The organism is Halomicroarcula saliterrae (assembly GCF_031624395.1).
GTDB lineage: Archaea > Halobacteriota > Halobacteria > Halobacteriales > Haloarculaceae > Haloarcula > Haloarcula saliterrae.
On record NZ_JAMQON010000001.1, the window covers coordinates 1,348,034 to 1,362,841 of the forward strand.

Here is a 14,808-nt window from a genome sequence, read left to right on the forward strand (position 1 = left end):
GGGCCTATGCCGTCTCGGTTGGTTGTGGGCGCCGGTTCGACTGCGAGAGCGATACTCGACGGGATCAGCGGCGACCACGACCGGCTCCACGTGCTGACTGCGGACGAACACCGGGCCGAAACGCTTCGCGAGGACGGGATCTCGGTCACCGTCACGGAGACGTACCGGGACGCGATGGCCGACCTCGCCGTCGAACCGGCGACGGTCGTCGTCGCGACCGCCGAGCCAGCGGCGAACGTGACCGCCGCCGAGGTGGCGAGCGCCGCCTTCCCCGACGCCTATCTCCTGTGTTACGCCGGCTACGACGCCACGGAAGCCCAGCTGCTACGGCTCAGGGCCGTCGCCGACCGGCTGATAGAGCCGGAGGCGGTCGTCAGGGACCACCTCTCACAGTCTATCGGGTCGGCGGGGACGCGGACCCGCCAGCTCCAGCAGGTGTTGCGGGACATCGACGACCACCTCGCGGTCGTCACCCACGACAACCCCGACCCGGACGCCATCGCGAGCGCGGTGGCACTGGGCGAGCTCGCCGCCAGAGCCGGCTGTGAGGTGTCGCTGTGTTACTACGGGGATATCTCCCATCAGGAGAACCGGGCGTTCGTGAACCTGCTGGAGTACGACCTCGTCAACCTCGACCCCGAAGACGACGACGCACTCGACGCCTACGACGGGTTCGCGCTGGTCGACCACTCCCGGCCGGGCGTCAACGACCAGCTGCCCGAGGAGCTTCCCATCGACATCGTCATCGACCACCACCCGCCCCGGCTCCCCGTGGAGGCGCGCTACGTCGACCTGCGCAGCGGCGTCGGCGCGACGAGTACCCTGCTCGTGGACTACTTCCGGCGACTCGACATCGAGGTGCCCGAATCCATCGCGACCGGGCTCCTCTTCGGTATCCGCGTCGACACCAAGGACTTCCGCCGGGAGGTGTCACCGGAGGACTTCGAGGCCGCCGCCGAGCTCGTCTCGCGTGCGGACATGGGCGCCCTCCAGCGCATCGAGGACCCGAGCGTCAGCGGCGAGACCCTGGCGGTCGTCGGCCGGGCCATCACCAACCGCAGGGAGGAGGGGTCGGTGTTGCTCTCCTGTGTCGGCCAGCTGTCGGACCGCGACGCCCTCGCTCAGGCCGCCGACCAGCTACTGGACCTGGAGGGGATTCACGCGACGATGGTGTACGGCGTCCTCGACGGGACCATCTACATCTCGGCGCGGGCCCGCGGCGCCGATATCGACCTCGGCGAGGCGCTGCGGGACGCCTTCGGGCAGATCGGGTCCGCCGGCGGCCACGCCGACATGGCCGGCGCACAGATAACGCTCGGCGTGCTCGACTCCGTGGACGACCGCGAGGAGTCACTCCACAGCATCGTCAGCTCGGTCGTCAACGACCGCTTCCTCGACGTCGTCCAGTCCCGCTCGCACCGGCTCCTCGGCCGGATGAACGGCCGCACAGAGTACGCGACGGACGGCTACAGCGAGCTGACGGGTCCGGGGTCGGACGAGCACGACACGGCGTAGCCGAGTCTTTTTCCCGGTCGCTTCGCAAGTAGCGGTGATGGCAGACTCGAATCGGCCGACGGTCGGGGACTATATGACACGGGACGTGGCGACCGTCGAACTGGACGACACCGTCACCGAGGTGGCAAAGCGTATCGCCGAGAGCGACGATTTCAGCGGCTTCCCCGTCACCGACGGGCGCCGAGTCGAGGGGTTCGTCAGCGCCCGTGACCTCCTGCTCGCCGCGGGCCACGAACCCATGTTCCGGGTGATGAGCGAGGATATCATCGTCGCCCACCCCGACATGGCAGTGCAGGACGCCGCCCGCGTCATCCTCCGGTCGGGCATCCAGAAGCTCCCGGTCGTCGACGACGCGGGGAACCTCGTGGGCATCATCTCCAACGCCGACGTCATCCGCTCACAGATCGAGCGGGCGACCCCCGACAAGGTCGAGAAGCTCTCGCGGACGCTGGCGAACATCCACGACATCGCCACCCACGACGACCGCCGGATGGTCGACCTGAGCGCGCTCACGCCGACCCAGGAGACGGTGTACGCCGACGAGCTGGAGGGCCGGGTGTACGAACTCGAACGCGGGCTGGCCGAGCCGCTGGTCGTCATCGACAACGGCGGCAAGCTCTATCTGGCCGACGGCCACCACCGGGTGAAGGCGGCCGAACGACTCGATATCAGAGGGATGGAGGCGAACGTCATCGTCCTCGACGAGACCGTCGAGCTCGGCATGGCCAAGACGGCCCGCGAGGCCGACCTCGAACGCATCGGCGACATCGAGGTCGTCGACTACGCCCGCCACCCGCTGGTGCAGACGACCGAGCGCCTGCAGGACGAGGGGTAGGGCGGTCCCTCGCCGCCTCACTTCAGTCCGGCTTCGCCGCTGTTCCGCGGGTCGCGTCGCTCCCCGCTCCACTTCGAGGTCGCTCACTTCGTTCGCGACCTCGCTTCCCAGAACCTTCTTGCGAACCGATACCGTACCACATGGCATGTACGACGACGAGGAGCTCCGGGCGATACGCGAGGCCAAAGCCGACTGGGAGGCCGACACCCTCGACCCCGCGTTGTCCGCTCACGGGGAACGGCGCGACCGCTTCGCGACCGTCTCCAACCTCGACGTCGACCGCCTCTACACGCCGCTTGACATCGCCGACACGGACTACGAGACAGACCTGGGCTTCCCGGGCGAGGCGCCCTACACGCGCGGCGTCTACCCCACGATGTACCGCGGACGCCAGTGGACGATGCGCCAGTTCGCCGGCTTCGGGACCGCCGAGGAGACCAACGAGCGCTTTCACTACCTCATCGACGAGGGACAGACCGGGCTCTCGACGGCCTTCGACATGCCGACTCTGATGGGGCTCGATTCGGACGACGCGATGGCCGACGGCGAAGTGGGCAAAGAGGGCGTCGCCGTCGACACGCTGGCCGACATGGAGCGCCTCTTCGACGGTATCGACCTCGCCGACGTCTCGACCTCGTTCACCATCAACCCCAGCGCGCCGGTCGTCTACGCGATGTATCTCGCGCTGGCCGACCGCAGAGGCGTCCCCCGTGAGCAGCTGCGGGGGACCCTCCAGAACGACATGTTCAAGGAGTTCATCGCACAGAAAGAGTGGGTCGTCGGTCCGGAGCCGTCCCTGAAGCTCGTCACCGACGTCATCGAGTTCGCCAGCCGGGAGACGCCCGGATTCAAGCCCGTCTCGGTGTCTGGTTATCACATCCGTGAGGCGGGCGCGACCGCCGTCGAGGAACTGGCCTTTACCCTCGCCGACGGCTTCGCCTACGTGGAAGCCTGTCTGGACAGGGGGCTCGACGTGGACGACTTCGCCCCGCAGCTCTCCTTCTTTTTCAATGCCCACAACGCCATCTTCGAGGAGGTCGCGAAGTACCGGGCGGCCCGTCGTATCTACGCGCGGGTGATGGCCGAGTGGTACGGCGCCGAGGCCGAGGCGAGCAGACAGCTGAAGTTTCACACACAGACGGCCGGCCAGTCACTGACGGCCCAGCAGCCGCTGAACAACGTCGTCCGCGTCACCATACAGGCCCTCGCGGGCGTGCTGGGCGGGACCCAGAGCCTCCACACAAACAGCTTCGACGAGGCGCTGGCACTGCCCTCCGAAGCGGCCGTCAGGGTGGCGCTGCGGACCCAGCAGATTATCGCCGAGGAGTCGGGCGCGGCCGACATCGTCGACCCCCTCGGCGGGAGCTTCGCCGTCGAGGCGCTCACCGACGAGCTGGAGTCGAAGGCGATGGACCACATCGAGCATATCCGCGCGGAACTGGGCGACGGGTCCATGCGAGACGGCGTTCTCGCCGGCATCGAACAGGGCTACTTCCAGCGGGCGATACAGGACTCGGCCTACGAGTACCAGCAGCGCGTCGAGCGCGACGAGGCGGTTGTCGTCGGCGTCAACGCGTACACGGTCGAAGAGGAGCGAGACCCGGAGGTCCTCTCGGTGGACGAAGCGGTCCAGGAACGGCAGCGCGAGCGGCTGGCGGCGGTCAGAGACGAGCGCGACGAGAACGCGGTAGCGACAGCCCTCGACGGCGTCCGTGACCGCGTCGATAACGGGGAAAACGTGATGCCGGCCGTCGTCGACGCGGTGAAGGCCGACGCGACGATGGGGGAGATAATGGCCGTCTTCGAGACCGAGTACGGCGCCTATCGCGAGACGTAGCTACTGGCCGGCCGGGCCGTCGCTCCGCCGCGAGACGTAGACGACCAGCCCCAGGAACACGCCCAGCCCGACGCCGACCGTCACCATCCCGTACAGCGCCACACCGAAGGGGGTCGGCGGCAGGGCGATGACGCCGAACAGCGCGGGCTGGAGGTCGGTGGGTCGGATCGTCCCGAGGACGAAGCCCATCACGCCGGCCAGCGCCACGATGACGACGTATATCTGGACGACGACTTTCTCGCCGGCGGTCTCTCCGACCGGTTCGCTCATACGCCGGGTTGGAGAGCCATACGATTAGCCTTTTTCACTTCCGGCCCCAAGCCGTGGTATGTCACAGAAGGAACTGCTGTTTATCGTCCTCTCCGGCATCGCGCTGATGATGTTTCTGACCGCTATCGTTCTGGTCTCCGGTGCGAGCTGAGTCCCCGAACGCTTATTTTCGCGGTGTGTCTCTGTGAATCCGGACTGAGTTCAGATGACAGCAGCCCCGCTCGACCTCCCCGACAGCGTCCAGCTGGCCCTCTTTACGCTGGGTTCGCTGGTGACCGCCATCGCTGCCTACCGGACGGCGACGACCGGCGATCCGACGGCGCTGTTGCTGGCGGCCTCGGGACTCGGTACGCTGCTCGTGCTCACGACGGATTACGAGAAGCTCGAAAAATAATGCGCCGGGAACGGTCCTCAGTCGTCGCTCTGCGTACCGCCGTCGGTCAGCGCCGACTGTTCTTCGTCCTCGCCGCCGTCGGTGACGGCCGTCTCCAGCTTGCGGTCGAACCACTCGAACTCGCGGTCGAGCATGTCGTCGCGCTCTAGGTTCCACGGGTCGCCGTCCTCGACTATCGGCCCTTCGAGCCAGGACTGGACGAGGTTCCAGACGAAGATGAGCTGGCCGACGAGCAGGATAAAGGCTCCCGCAGTGGCGAGCAGGTGGAACGTACTGACCTGTGCCAGCGGCGCGATGGCGCCGTCGAACTGGTAGGTCGCGTAGCGGCGCGGCATCCCCAGATACCCCAGCGCCAGCATCGCGAAGAAGGTGAGATTGGTCCCGATCATCGAGAGCCAGAAGTGGGCCTTCCCGAGCGTGCGCTGGTACATCCGACCGGTGAAGATGGGGAACCAGTAGTAGATGCCCGCAAACACCGCGAAGCCGATGGCCCCCATCACGATGTAGTGGAAGTGGCCGACGACGTAGTAGGTGTCGTGGAGCACGAGGTCGACGGGGATGGCGGCGAGGAAGACGCCGGTGACCCCCCCGATGATGAAGTTCGAGACGAAGCCGATACAGAACAGCATCGGGCTCGTCAGGCGCAGACGGCCGTTCCACATCGTCGTGATCCAGTTGAACGTCTTGACGGCGCTGGGTATCGCGATAGCCAGCGAGACCGCCATGAACGAGGCCCGTAGCCGCGGGTCCATGCCCGTCGAGAACATGTGGTGGGCCCAGACGCCAAAGGAGAGGACCCCGATAGCCAGCGTGGAGTAGACGACGAACTTGAAGCCAAACAGCTTCCGGCCGGAGAACTTCGGCAGGATGAGACTGACGAGTCCCATCGGCGGGAGGACGAGGATGTACACCTCGGGGTGGCCGAAGAACCAGAACAGGTGTTGCCACAGCAGCGGGCCGCCGCCCTCGACGGCGAAGAACGTCGTGGCGAGGTTCCGGTCCAGCAGCAACATGACGATAGCGCTGCCAAGCAGCGGGAACGCGAAGAGGATGAGCGCCGACTGGGTGAGGATGGTCCACGAGAAGATGTCGAGGTTCGCCCAGCTGACGTCCTCACCGCGTTCGGTGAAGATAGTCGCGATGAAGTTGATGGCACCCATCGTCGCTGCGACCCCCGAGAGGTGGAGCCCGAGCAGCATCAGGTCGACGCCGGGGTTAGCCTGCTCGACCGACAGCGGCGTGTACATCGTCCACGCGGTCTGTGCCGGCTCAATCATGTTCTCCGTGACCGGTGCGAGGAAGAAGCCGGCCCAGATGAGCAGCGCCGCGGGCGGGAGCAGCCAGAACGCGATGGCGTTGATGCGCGGGAACGCCATGTCGTCGGCCCCGATGAGCAGCGGGATGAAGTAGTTCGCGAACGCGGCGATGATGGGCGTCCCGAAGAGGAACAGCATCGTGATGCCGTGACTCGTCAGGATCGAGTTGTACGCACTCGTCCCCAGTATCGCCCCGCCAGGGGTGATGAGCTGGACCCGGATGAGCATCGCCATGATACCGCCGACGGCGAAGGCGATGATACCGTACAGCCCGTACAGCAGCCCGATATCCTTGTGGTCGACAGTGGTCAGCCAGCGGATGATACCGGCGGGTTTCTCCCGATTGAGGACAGCGGCGTCCTCACCTGTTGCGGTACCACCTCCGGCCAGCGGCGTGTACGACCGCCAGTTCTCGATGCGCGTGAGTAACGCGATGATGCCGACGAGGAGGACGGCCATCAACCCCGTCAGCACTAGATCTCCTACAGCCATAGACGCACGTCAGGACTGAGTGATAATGAAAGGGGCGGTTCCGGCGGGCCGGCAGACGATTCAGGCCTCGGGGAGTTCGTCGTCGTCGGACGCCAGTTCTGCGCCGTCATCGTCGTCGCTGGACTCCACGCCGTCGTCGAGGGTCCCAGTCGCCGAATTCGGTTCCTCTATCGCGGAATGGTCCGTCGCTTCCTCCGCGCCCTCGATGGCCCGGCCGGCGTAGTACGTGAGGACGGCCAGCAGGAGGAACATCGAGATCATCAGCGCGAACTGGAGGGTCGTAAACACCGTGTCGACACCGAACGCAGGAACGACCGCGAACGCGCCGATGAAAAAGAGGATGATACCGAGCGGGATGACGTTGACAGTGAGATCGAGCAGCGTGTCCTTTTCGAACCCGAACAGTGGCATATATCAGGGCTTTCGGAGCGGGGCGGTAAATAGGCTGTTGGTTTGATTCAGACCTTCGTCTGCTCCATCACGGAGCCGACCCCGCCCATCGCCACCATCACGACGCCGGCGACGGCGACGGCGACGAGGCGGGTAAACAGCGCCCCCTCGCCGATGTTGGCGACGGTGATATCCGCCATCGGGAGATACCAGACAGCGAGTCCAGCCGCGAGCGCGGCGAGCACGGCGCCGACGCTCGTCAGCGTCGGCCACGGGCGCGTCACGTAGCCCGATTCCGTGAGAATTCCCGCTATGGACCCGCCAAAGAGGATGAGACCGAAGACGGCCACCGGAAAGAGGCCGATGAAGACGCCGATCTCCGAGAGGGCAAGTCCCAGCGCGACGAACACCGGCCACGGACTCGCTGTCCGGTACTGGTCGCTCAGTCCGGGTTGCTCTTCCATACCCGTTGTTGGGAGTCGGGCGGCATATGCCCATCGGAGTTTGCCCGCGTTCGGTCGGGGCCACAGAGGGCACAAACTATTTGTCTGCGATACGGCTTGGTGAAGGTAATGAGTACGCGTACGGTAGAGCTAGTATCCGAGTGGGACACGGTGCCCTTTGGCGGCGGCTACGAGGGGCTCCACACCCTCTCAGACCAGGGTTTCTCCGGGGCCGTCACCGCCGGGCCGACACAGCTGTTCATGCTGAACGGCACGGTCGTCGGCATCCTCGACGGCGATATCGAGGCGTTCGAGGACGCGGCGGGCACGGCGCGGGCGGCGCCCCACGACGCGCTCCCGCTGCTCGTCGTGATGCAGGACCGGGCCGACACCCCACGGGCACAGTACTACACACAGGACACACCGATATCCGAGGTCGACCGGACGCTGGAGGACGGCAACTTCACCGGATTCGTCGAGCTCTCGGAGAACGTGCTCTCGGGTGACTACTACCTCGTCTACCACCAGGGTCGGTCGATGAGCGTCGCGTGGGTCGGGAGTTCCCAGCGGCTCATCACCGACGAGGACGCCTTCGAGCAGGCCGACGACGAGGTCGGTATCTACCAGGTCATGCCGGCCGCAATCGAGCCGGTCGAACTGCCCGAGCTCCCCGAGCCCGACGACGAGCCGGTGGCTACCGCCGCGACGGAACAGGACGAGTCAAGCGGCGGTGTCGACGACGACGAGGAACCGTCGACGACGAGCGAGGAGCCACAGTCGACCGCCGTTTCGGAGCCGTCCCCGACGACCGACGATGGGGCGGCCGGGGGCTCCGGGCGGAGCGAACCGACCGACCGGACGGACGCCGACGACGCGGACGCGACCCCCTCGGCGACCGCGGACACGGGCGCCGCTGGCCCGCCCGGGTCCAAAGCGGCCGGCGCGAGCCATGGGTCTGCCGTCGAGGAACAGCAGCGGGAGGAGCCACGAGACAGCGCGGAGCCGGAGGAGAGCGGGACAGCGGAGCCCCGCCGTGACTCGGAGACCGCCCGAGCGGAGAGCGAGCCGGCGACCCGGGAGCCGGCCGACCCCGAACCGGAACCGACCCCGAGTGAGGCCGAGACGGCACAGCCGTCCGAGCCCCGGTCGGCGCCGGTCGATCCGACCGCACGGGAGTCTGACGAGACCGACGAGTCCGAACCGGTACCGTCGGGAGAGACAGGGACTGCCGCCACAGCGGCTGACAGTGACGCCGCGGGCGCGCTCGAAACCCGGTCGATCCCGTCGCTCGACCCCGACCGGTCGAGTTCGACACCGGACGAGCCGGTCACCCAGACGACGGTGACGGAGCCCAAGTCGGCGCCCTCGTCGACGGCATCGACGACGACGCCGTCGCCGCCGGAACAGAGCCAGCAGGCGTCCGCCCGGACGACCGAGCCCGAACCGACCGACAGCGAGCGCGACGCCGCGCCGACCGCCGAGCTGGAGGCGCGAGTCGAGGAGCGCGAGTCCGAAATCGCGGCGCTGGAGTCCGAGATAGACGCTCTCTCGACCGAGAACGAGGAGCTCGCCGCCGAGCGCGACCAGTTGCTGACCGACCTCGAGGAGGCCCGGGCCGAGATACAGCGACTGGAGGATGAACTGGAGGCCGCCGGCGGTACCGCGACCGGCGGGCTCCAGCTGTCGGCCGCCGAGGCCATCGACGGGACGAATCTCTTCGTGCGCTACCACTCGAAGGGCGAGGCGACGCTGGCGAAAGCACAGGACGGGAGCGCAAACCGCGCGGCCGTCGACGAGAACCTCCGGCTGGAGTATCACACCCAGTTCGACGGCGACGAGGCCGTCGTCGACGGCGAGGCGTTCGAGGCCTTCCTCCGCGACAGCATCCAGTACCGGTTCGTCGACTGGCTCGTCGGGGACCTGCTGTACGAGATACGCGACACCGGCCACGAGAGCGCGATGGACGTGCTGTACGACGCGCTGCCCGACATCGACCGCGCGGAGCTAAACGGTAAAGTGTCGGTCACCTACACCGAGGACGGACAGGAACACCGTTCACAGGAGACCTTCGACGTGGTCGTTCGCGACCGCATGGGGAACCCCTTAGTCGTCGCGAACATCAACGACTCCCGACAGCCGGCGACCGACGGCCAGATGACCGACATCGTCCGCAACGCCGAGCGTGTCGGGAACGCCTCGGACTCGCTTTCGGGGGCCTTCCTGGTCACGAGCAGTTTCTTCGAGCCGGAGGCCTTGGAGACCGCGAAGGAGGCGACCTCCAGCGGCCTGTTCAGCCGCGACAAGCGCAAGAGCTTCGTCAACCTCTCGCGGAAAGGCGGCTACCACCTGTGCCTGCTCGAAGCGCGAAACAAGGAGTTCCACCTCGCGGTGCCCGAACTGTAGAAAGAGACCGCTTAGCTCTCTATCTCTGCCGCGTCGTCGATTTTCATTCCTTCGAGCTTGTCGATGATCTCGTCGATCTTCTCGTCTAGATCGTCGACGAACTCGCCGGTCTGTTCTGTGGTAATAGCGCCCTGGCTGGAGGGCTCGATGAGGTTCTCCTCTTCGAGAACGCGAAGGGAGTAGCGAACCTTGTGGTGGGGGTAGCCCGTCTCGTTGGACATCTTCACGATACCGATAGGCTCATTCTCTATTACCATGCGAAGCACCTGCAGGTGGCGCTCCAGCATGTCGACTTCCTTCTCAAGCCTGTCTATCATGGCAATTGTTAACTTGTGTTGGGTGGGTTTAAAAGTTACCCTCACACACCCGACCTTGCCGGTTTCACCGTACTGCGGGGGGCCTATTAAACCCGTCGTAACGTTTCACATGGGGTATGTTGTCGTACCGGCGTTCGCCTGCAGACAGTGACTGTTGGGGGCCGTTTCGGGGACTGCCGACCGCAGTCGGGGGGTACTACCGAACGCTACGGCGACCACTGTGAGACCGTAATCTGTTTATCATGGTGGACGGAACGTCCGGGCGATGACCGTAACCATCGTCGGCTCACAGCTCGGCGACGAGGGCAAGGGCGGCATCGTCGACCTGTACGGCGACGACGTGGACGTCGTCGCTCGCTATCAGGGCGGCGACAACGCCGGCCACACCGTCGTCCACGAGGGCGAGACCTACAAGCTCTCCCTCGTCCCGAGCGGAGCCATCCGCGGCAAGGTCGGCGTGCTCGGCAACGGCTGCGTCGTCAACCCGCGAACACTGTTCGACGAGCTAGACACGCTACAGGAGCGCGGTCTGGAGCCGGACGTGCGTATCGCCAAGCGCGCGCATATCATCTTCCCGTTCCACCGCGTACTGGACGGTATCGAGGAGCAAGTAAAGAGCGAGTCCGACAGCGAGGTCGGCACCACGGGTCGAGGTATCGGACCGACGTACGAGGACAAGGCCGGCCGGCGCGGTATTCGCGCCGGTGACCTGCTGGACGACGACGTGCTCCGGGAGCGACTGGAGTACATCGTCCCGCAGAAGCGGGCCGTCGTCGAGGACGTCTACGGCGTCGACGTGGCGGACCTCGAAGATCCCGACGCACTCGACGTGGACGCGCTCTTCGAGGAGTTCCGCGAGTACGGCGAACGCTTCGAGACCGAGGGGATGACGGTCAACGCCAGCGTCTTCCTCACCGAGGCCATGGCCGAGGGTCAGAACGTGATGCTGGAGGGTGCGCAAGGCACCACCATCGATATCGACCACGGGAACTACCCATACGTCACGTCCTCGAACCCGACCGCGGGCGGCGCCACCACGGGGACGGGCCTCAGCCCCGGCGTCGTCGGCGGCGGCGAGGTAATCGGTATCGTCAAGGCCTACCTCACCCGCGTCGGCAGCGGTCCGCTGCCCACGGAGCTGGGCGGTGTCGTCGGTGACACGCCGGGCTACGAGGAGCAGGGCGAGGGCGAGAACGAGGAACTGGCCACCGACATCCGCGAGGAGGGCGGCGAGTACGGCACTGTCACCGGCCGACCCCGTCGGGTCGCCTGGCTCGACATGCCGATGCTCCGCCACGCCGCGCGTGTCTCCGGGTTCACCGGGCTCGCTATCAACCACCTCGACGTGCTCGCGGGCCTGGACGAGGTCGAGGTCGGTCACTCGTACACGCTCGACGGCGAGGAGCTGCTGACGCTGCCGGCCACCACCGAGGAATGGGGCCGCTGTACGGCCAACTACCGGAGCTTCGACGGCTGGCCCGAGGTCGACTGGGCCGAGGTCGCGAGCGACGGGTACCAGGCCCTCCCCGAGAGCGCGCGTGCGTACATAGAGTATATCGAGACCGAACTCGACACGCCGGCCTACGCCATCGGCGTCGGCCCCGGCCGCGGCGAGACCATCGTCCGCGAGCGTCCCTTCTAGGGCTCCGGCAGACAGTATCCTTTTATTCCCACCGGCCCGACGCTCGGGTATGAAAGAGGACCTGATGGACATCATCTGCTGTCCGCTGGACAAACACGACCTCGACCTCGATGTCTCCGAGCGCGACGGCGAAGAGATTCTCGCGGGCACGCTCGTCTGTACCGAATGCGGCGAGCAGTTCCCCATCGAGGACGGCATTCCGAACCTCCTCCCGCCGGACATGCGGGAAGAGGCCCCCGCGTAGCGCCTGAACCTTTTTCTTTCGTCGCTGCCGACATGCTAGGGTGCCAGACGCCCTGACTGTCCATGTTAACCGCGGGGAGCTCCACGGGCTAGCGGTCCCCGACAGCTTCGAGACGAGCGAGAGCTTCGACGTGGTGCTGGTCAACCACGGCGAATCGACACACGTCCACATCCACCTCGACGACGCGCTCTCCGAACAGGCGGCCGTGGAGGCGCCGAACCACCACGTCGAGGGCGGGGACGAGCGGCGCGTCCGGGTGACCCGAACCGCCGACGGGACCGCTCGCGGCAATCTGAAGCTCGTCACCGCCTACGGGGCGACGACGCGTCTGGTCGACGTGCAACTCACCGAACCGGTCTACACCGACGAACCGGTCGAGGTGGGTGAAGAACTGACGAAGCCACAGCCGCGACCGGACCCCGGCGGGTCGTCACTGCTCGCAGACCGCCGGGTGCCGCTCGTGGCCGCGCTTCTCTTGGTCGTGTTCCTCGCCGCGGTCGCCGGTGCAGTCGCCCGGAATCCCCTCGTCGCCGTCGCCGTCGTGGTGCTCGCGGCCGCCGGGCTCGTCGCCGCTGTCGCCGTGGGACGGGGCGACTAGCCGTCGCCGGGGCACCGGTAGTGCCGAGCGAAACGAATCACCGACTAACCGTACCGCTGTCGCGTGGTCGGAGAGGCATCGCTTTTCACTGGCTACTGTGCGCAGACGCGGACTGACCCGCGAGACGCTCCCCGTCGTACCACTCCGTGTGGTTTTTATTTTACCGCTTTAGACGGTAAAATAGTGTCTGAAGCCCTGCCTATCCATGTCAATTCCGAGGGGCTCCATAGCCTCGGTGTGCCCGACAGCTACGAGACGAGCGAGAGCTTCGACGTGGTGCTGCTCAACTACGGCGGGGCGACACACGTCACGCTGCAGCTTGACGACGCGCTCTCGGACCAGCTGGCCGTCGAGGCCCCGAACCACCACGTCGCCGGTGGGACCGAGCGCCGCGTCACCGTCGCGCGGACTGGGTCGGACGCCGCACACGGGAATCTGAGGGTGATTACGGACCACGGGGCGAACACCCGTCTCGTCGAGGTCCGCCTGACCGAACCTGTCGAGACCGAGACGACTGTCGAGGCAACCGGGCCCGACACCGAAAGAGCGGTCCAGATGGCCCGGCAGTTATCGGGAACTCCCGAGCGGCCCGAATCATCCGACTCGGGTCAGGTCAGTTCGACCGAGAGAGACGACGAGCAGACCTGGACACTCGAACTGAATCAGGGAGACGACGGGGCGGCCGGGACAGCCGAGGGAACCGGGTCGTCGGACAGCGAACCCGCCGTCGAAGGGGAGCAACCCCGTCGCGGGAGTAGTGACGCGGAGCGGGGAGACAGCGAGTCGATGCCCGAACAGGGAGACGGAGAGTCGGTGCCGGAACGGGACGCATCGGGCGGACTCCGACCGGCGGAACGGCGTGCCCTCGCGGTCGGCGCCGTGGTCCTGTCGGTGCTGGGCCTCACCACGGGCGTCGTGACCGAGGACCGCAGCGCGATGCTGGTCGTCGTCGCACTCGGGGCGGGCGGCGTCGTCGCCGCGATGGCGGTCAACCGCGCCGTTTAGTCGTCGGTCTCGACGCCGGCGAGGTTGCCCTCCTCGTCGAACAGCTTCGCCCGGAGAAAGCGGGCGCGGTAGCGGTTCGCCCCGTCGTAGACGTCGGCTTCGCGGATGTCCTCGCTCTCGCCGTCCGCGACGGCGTCGACGATGGCCTCTATCTGCTCTTTCTCGCTCGGCGTCAGCTCGAACTCGTAGGTCCGGGTCTGTTCGCCTTCGAGTTTCGTCCACTGGCGCGCGGCCGCGATGACGAGCGAACACGGTTCCCGGCAGGGGAACTCGCCGTCGCCGCCCGCGACGTCCAGCTCGGTCTCCTCGTCGTACTGCCACTCGCGGCGTTTCAGACACTGGGAGTCGTCACAGCAGGCCTCGGCGACCCAGTTGACGTGTTCGTACCCCTCGCCGCGGTCCCACGTCCGGACGACGCCGTAGATACCGGTCTGGCGCTCGACAGTCTCGTGCCAGTGGGTGATATCAAGCGCGCCCTCGCGCTCGCGGTGCCAGTTCTGGACCGTCGCCGGGTAGAAGGCGTGGACGGCCTCGACGAGGTCGGCGGGACCGAGCGCCGGGAACTGCCACCCCGTCCGGAGCGACGGCGCGGTCTTGAGCGGCCGGTAGTCACCGTCGTCGTCGCGTTTTGCGAGCTCGCGGGCGTCGAGGGGGTCCTCGTGAGCCGTCAGGTCCGACGCGGGCGTCTCGGCGTCGTCGACGTGCCGGAGGCCGTAGCGACGCCCCGCCGTGCCATCGAGCGAGACGGTGACGCGAAGCTGGCCCCACTCGGTCGCGAGCCCGTCGTCGAGGGCGTCGTACCGCTCCGGAACCGCGTGCTCGGCGCTCCCTTCGAGCCACCTGAGGAAGTCCCACCGGGCGTCGGTCTGCGGGGCGACCGCGTGCCAGAAGTACCAGTTCCCCACGTAAGGCGACGCGGCCGCGGCCTCGCGGAGGCCGGCCTCGTCGAGCCCCGTCTCCGCGCGGTCGGGCGTCTCGAACGTGTAGCCGTCCGTCCCCGCTCCGACACGGAGGCCGTCGAAATCGATGCCGTCCGGCGCAGTGGCCACCAGCGCGTCCACCGGGTCCTCGTCCATACCGGACCACGGGACTCCCGAGAAAAAAGCT

At 66.8% G+C, this 14,808-nt stretch carries 15 protein-coding genes; 9 read left to right on the plus strand and 6 right to left on the minus strand.

Annotated elements, in window-relative coordinates:
* Positions 1-6: 6 nt before the first annotated feature.
* The 3 genes from NDI56_RS07385 to NDI56_RS07395 all read left to right on the plus strand — a co-directional run bounded on the left by NDI56_RS07385 (position 7) and on the right by NDI56_RS07395 (position 4,187).
* Positions 7-1,515 carry a DHH family phosphoesterase gene (locus tag NDI56_RS07385; protein WP_310918795.1) on the plus strand — a complete coding sequence of 503 codons (1,509 nt, stop codon included), beginning with the start codon at positions 7-9 and terminating at the stop codon, positions 1,513-1,515.
* A gap of 37 nt (positions 1,516-1,552) precedes the next feature.
* On the plus strand, positions 1,553-2,350 hold the full coding sequence (locus tag NDI56_RS07390) for a CBS domain-containing protein (RefSeq protein ID WP_310918796.1): 798 nt from the start codon (positions 1,553-1,555) through the stop codon (positions 2,348-2,350).
* Positions 2,351-2,495: 145 nt separating this feature from the next.
* Complete coding sequence (locus NDI56_RS07395; protein WP_310918797.1) at positions 2,496-4,187, plus strand: acyl-CoA mutase large subunit family protein; 1,692 nt, start codon at positions 2,496-2,498, stop codon at positions 4,185-4,187.
* Here the strand turns inward: NDI56_RS07395 and NDI56_RS07400 are convergent, their stop codons facing one another.
* Positions 4,188-4,457 carry a DUF7520 family protein gene (locus NDI56_RS07400; protein ID WP_310918798.1) on the minus strand — a complete coding sequence of 90 codons (270 nt, stop codon included), beginning with the start codon at positions 4,455-4,457 and terminating at the stop codon, positions 4,188-4,190.
* Between the two features lie 205 nt (positions 4,458-4,662).
* On the opposite strand from NDI56_RS07400, the gene NDI56_RS07405 reads away from it, so the two are divergent.
* Complete coding sequence (locus NDI56_RS07405) at positions 4,663-4,851, plus strand: hypothetical protein (RefSeq protein ID WP_310918799.1); 189 nt, start codon at positions 4,663-4,665, stop codon at positions 4,849-4,851.
* A gap of 17 nt (positions 4,852-4,868) precedes the next feature.
* Here NDI56_RS07405 and ctaD read toward each other — a convergent pair whose 3' ends face one another.
* The 3 genes from ctaD to NDI56_RS07420 are packed head-to-tail and all read right to left on the minus strand — an operon-like array spanning position 4,869 to position 7,513.
* Complete coding sequence (gene ctaD / locus NDI56_RS07410) at positions 4,869-6,659, minus strand: cytochrome c oxidase subunit I (RefSeq protein ID WP_310918800.1); 1,791 nt, start codon at positions 6,657-6,659, stop codon at positions 4,869-4,871.
* 60 nt (positions 6,660-6,719) lie between these two features.
* Positions 6,720-7,070, minus strand: a complete 351-nt coding sequence (locus NDI56_RS21730) for a DUF6684 family protein (RefSeq protein ID WP_417935947.1) — start codon at positions 7,068-7,070, stop codon at positions 6,720-6,722.
* A 47-nt stretch (positions 7,071-7,117) separates the two neighbouring features.
* Entirely contained in the window at positions 7,118-7,513 is a 396-nt protein-coding gene (locus tag NDI56_RS07420; protein ID WP_310918801.1) for a DUF7541 family protein, read from the minus strand.
* A 108-nt stretch (positions 7,514-7,621) separates the two neighbouring features.
* Here NDI56_RS07420 and NDI56_RS07425 point away from each other — a divergent pair, with 108 nt between their 5' ends.
* Positions 7,622-9,895, plus strand: a complete 2,274-nt coding sequence (locus NDI56_RS07425; protein ID WP_310918802.1) for a DUF7527 domain-containing protein — start codon at positions 7,622-7,624, stop codon at positions 9,893-9,895.
* A gap of 11 nt (positions 9,896-9,906) precedes the next feature.
* Here the strand turns inward: NDI56_RS07425 and NDI56_RS07430 are convergent, their stop codons facing one another.
* Positions 9,907-10,212, minus strand: a complete 306-nt coding sequence (locus tag NDI56_RS07430) for a hypothetical protein (protein ID WP_220587891.1) — start codon at positions 10,210-10,212, stop codon at positions 9,907-9,909.
* A 265-nt stretch (positions 10,213-10,477) separates the two neighbouring features.
* Between NDI56_RS07430 and NDI56_RS07435 the strand changes: the two genes are divergently transcribed.
* The 4 genes from NDI56_RS07435 to NDI56_RS07450 all read left to right on the plus strand — a co-directional run bounded on the left by NDI56_RS07435 (position 10,478) and on the right by NDI56_RS07450 (position 13,701).
* The gene (locus tag NDI56_RS07435) at positions 10,478-11,854 is read left to right on the plus strand and encodes an adenylosuccinate synthase (protein WP_310918803.1); all 1,377 of its coding nucleotides are present in this window, start codon (positions 10,478-10,480) and stop codon (positions 11,852-11,854) included.
* A 49-nt stretch (positions 11,855-11,903) separates the two neighbouring features.
* A complete protein-coding gene (locus tag NDI56_RS07440) occupies positions 11,904-12,098 on the plus strand; it encodes a methytransferase partner Trm112 (protein ID WP_310918804.1) in 195 nt (64 codons plus the stop codon).
* Positions 12,099-12,138: 40 nt separating this feature from the next.
* Positions 12,139-12,696, plus strand: a complete 558-nt coding sequence (locus NDI56_RS07445; RefSeq protein ID WP_310918805.1) for a DUF7524 family protein — start codon at positions 12,139-12,141, stop codon at positions 12,694-12,696.
* 183 nt (positions 12,697-12,879) lie between these two features.
* Positions 12,880-13,701 carry a DUF7524 family protein gene (locus NDI56_RS07450; protein ID WP_470303405.1) on the plus strand — a complete coding sequence of 274 codons (822 nt, stop codon included), beginning with the start codon at positions 12,880-12,882 and terminating at the stop codon, positions 13,699-13,701.
* Here NDI56_RS07450 and NDI56_RS07455 read toward each other — a convergent pair.
* The gene (locus tag NDI56_RS07455) at positions 13,698-14,777 is read right to left on the minus strand and encodes a DR2241 family protein (protein ID WP_310918807.1); all 1,080 of its coding nucleotides are present in this window, start codon (positions 14,775-14,777) and stop codon (positions 13,698-13,700) included. The genes NDI56_RS07450 and NDI56_RS07455 overlap by 4 nt on opposite strands.
* Positions 14,778-14,808 lie beyond the last annotated feature (31 nt).

What these genes read in the sequence shown, in the direction of transcription:
- NDI56_RS07430 (WP_220587891.1), bottom strand. Translation starts at nt 10,212, where the DNA reads ATGATAGACAGGCTTGAGAAGGAAGTCGACATGCTGGAGCGCCACCTG.
- NDI56_RS07420 (WP_310918801.1), bottom strand. Translation starts at nt 7,513, where the DNA reads ATGGAAGAGCAACCCGGACTGAGCGACCAGTACCGGACAGCGAGTCCG.
- NDI56_RS07390 (WP_310918796.1), top strand. Translation starts at nt 1,553, where the DNA reads ATGGCAGACTCGAATCGGCCGACGGTCGGGGACTATATGACACGGGAC.
- NDI56_RS07400 (WP_310918798.1), bottom strand. Translation starts at nt 4,457, where the DNA reads ATGAGCGAACCGGTCGGAGAGACCGCCGGCGAGAAAGTCGTCGTCCAG.
- NDI56_RS07435 (WP_310918803.1), top strand. Translation starts at nt 10,478, where the DNA reads ATGACCGTAACCATCGTCGGCTCACAGCTCGGCGACGAGGGCAAGGGC.
- NDI56_RS07455 (WP_310918807.1), bottom strand. Translation starts at nt 14,777, where the DNA reads ATGGACGAGGACCCGGTGGACGCGCTGGTGGCCACTGCGCCGGACGGC.
- NDI56_RS07425 (WP_310918802.1), top strand. Translation starts at nt 7,622, where the DNA reads ATGAGTACGCGTACGGTAGAGCTAGTATCCGAGTGGGACACGGTGCCC.
- NDI56_RS07405 (WP_310918799.1), top strand. Translation starts at nt 4,663, where the DNA reads ATGACAGCAGCCCCGCTCGACCTCCCCGACAGCGTCCAGCTGGCCCTC.
- NDI56_RS07385 (WP_310918795.1), top strand. Translation starts at nt 7, where the DNA reads ATGCCGTCTCGGTTGGTTGTGGGCGCCGGTTCGACTGCGAGAGCGATA.
- ctaD (WP_310918800.1), bottom strand. Translation starts at nt 6,659, where the DNA reads ATGGCTGTAGGAGATCTAGTGCTGACGGGGTTGATGGCCGTCCTCCTC.
- NDI56_RS07440 (WP_310918804.1), top strand. Translation starts at nt 11,904, where the DNA reads ATGAAAGAGGACCTGATGGACATCATCTGCTGTCCGCTGGACAAACAC.
- NDI56_RS07395 (WP_310918797.1), top strand. Translation starts at nt 2,496, where the DNA reads ATGTACGACGACGAGGAGCTCCGGGCGATACGCGAGGCCAAAGCCGAC.
- NDI56_RS21730 (WP_417935947.1), bottom strand. Translation starts at nt 7,070, where the DNA reads ATGCCACTGTTCGGGTTCGAAAAGGACACGCTGCTCGATCTCACTGTC.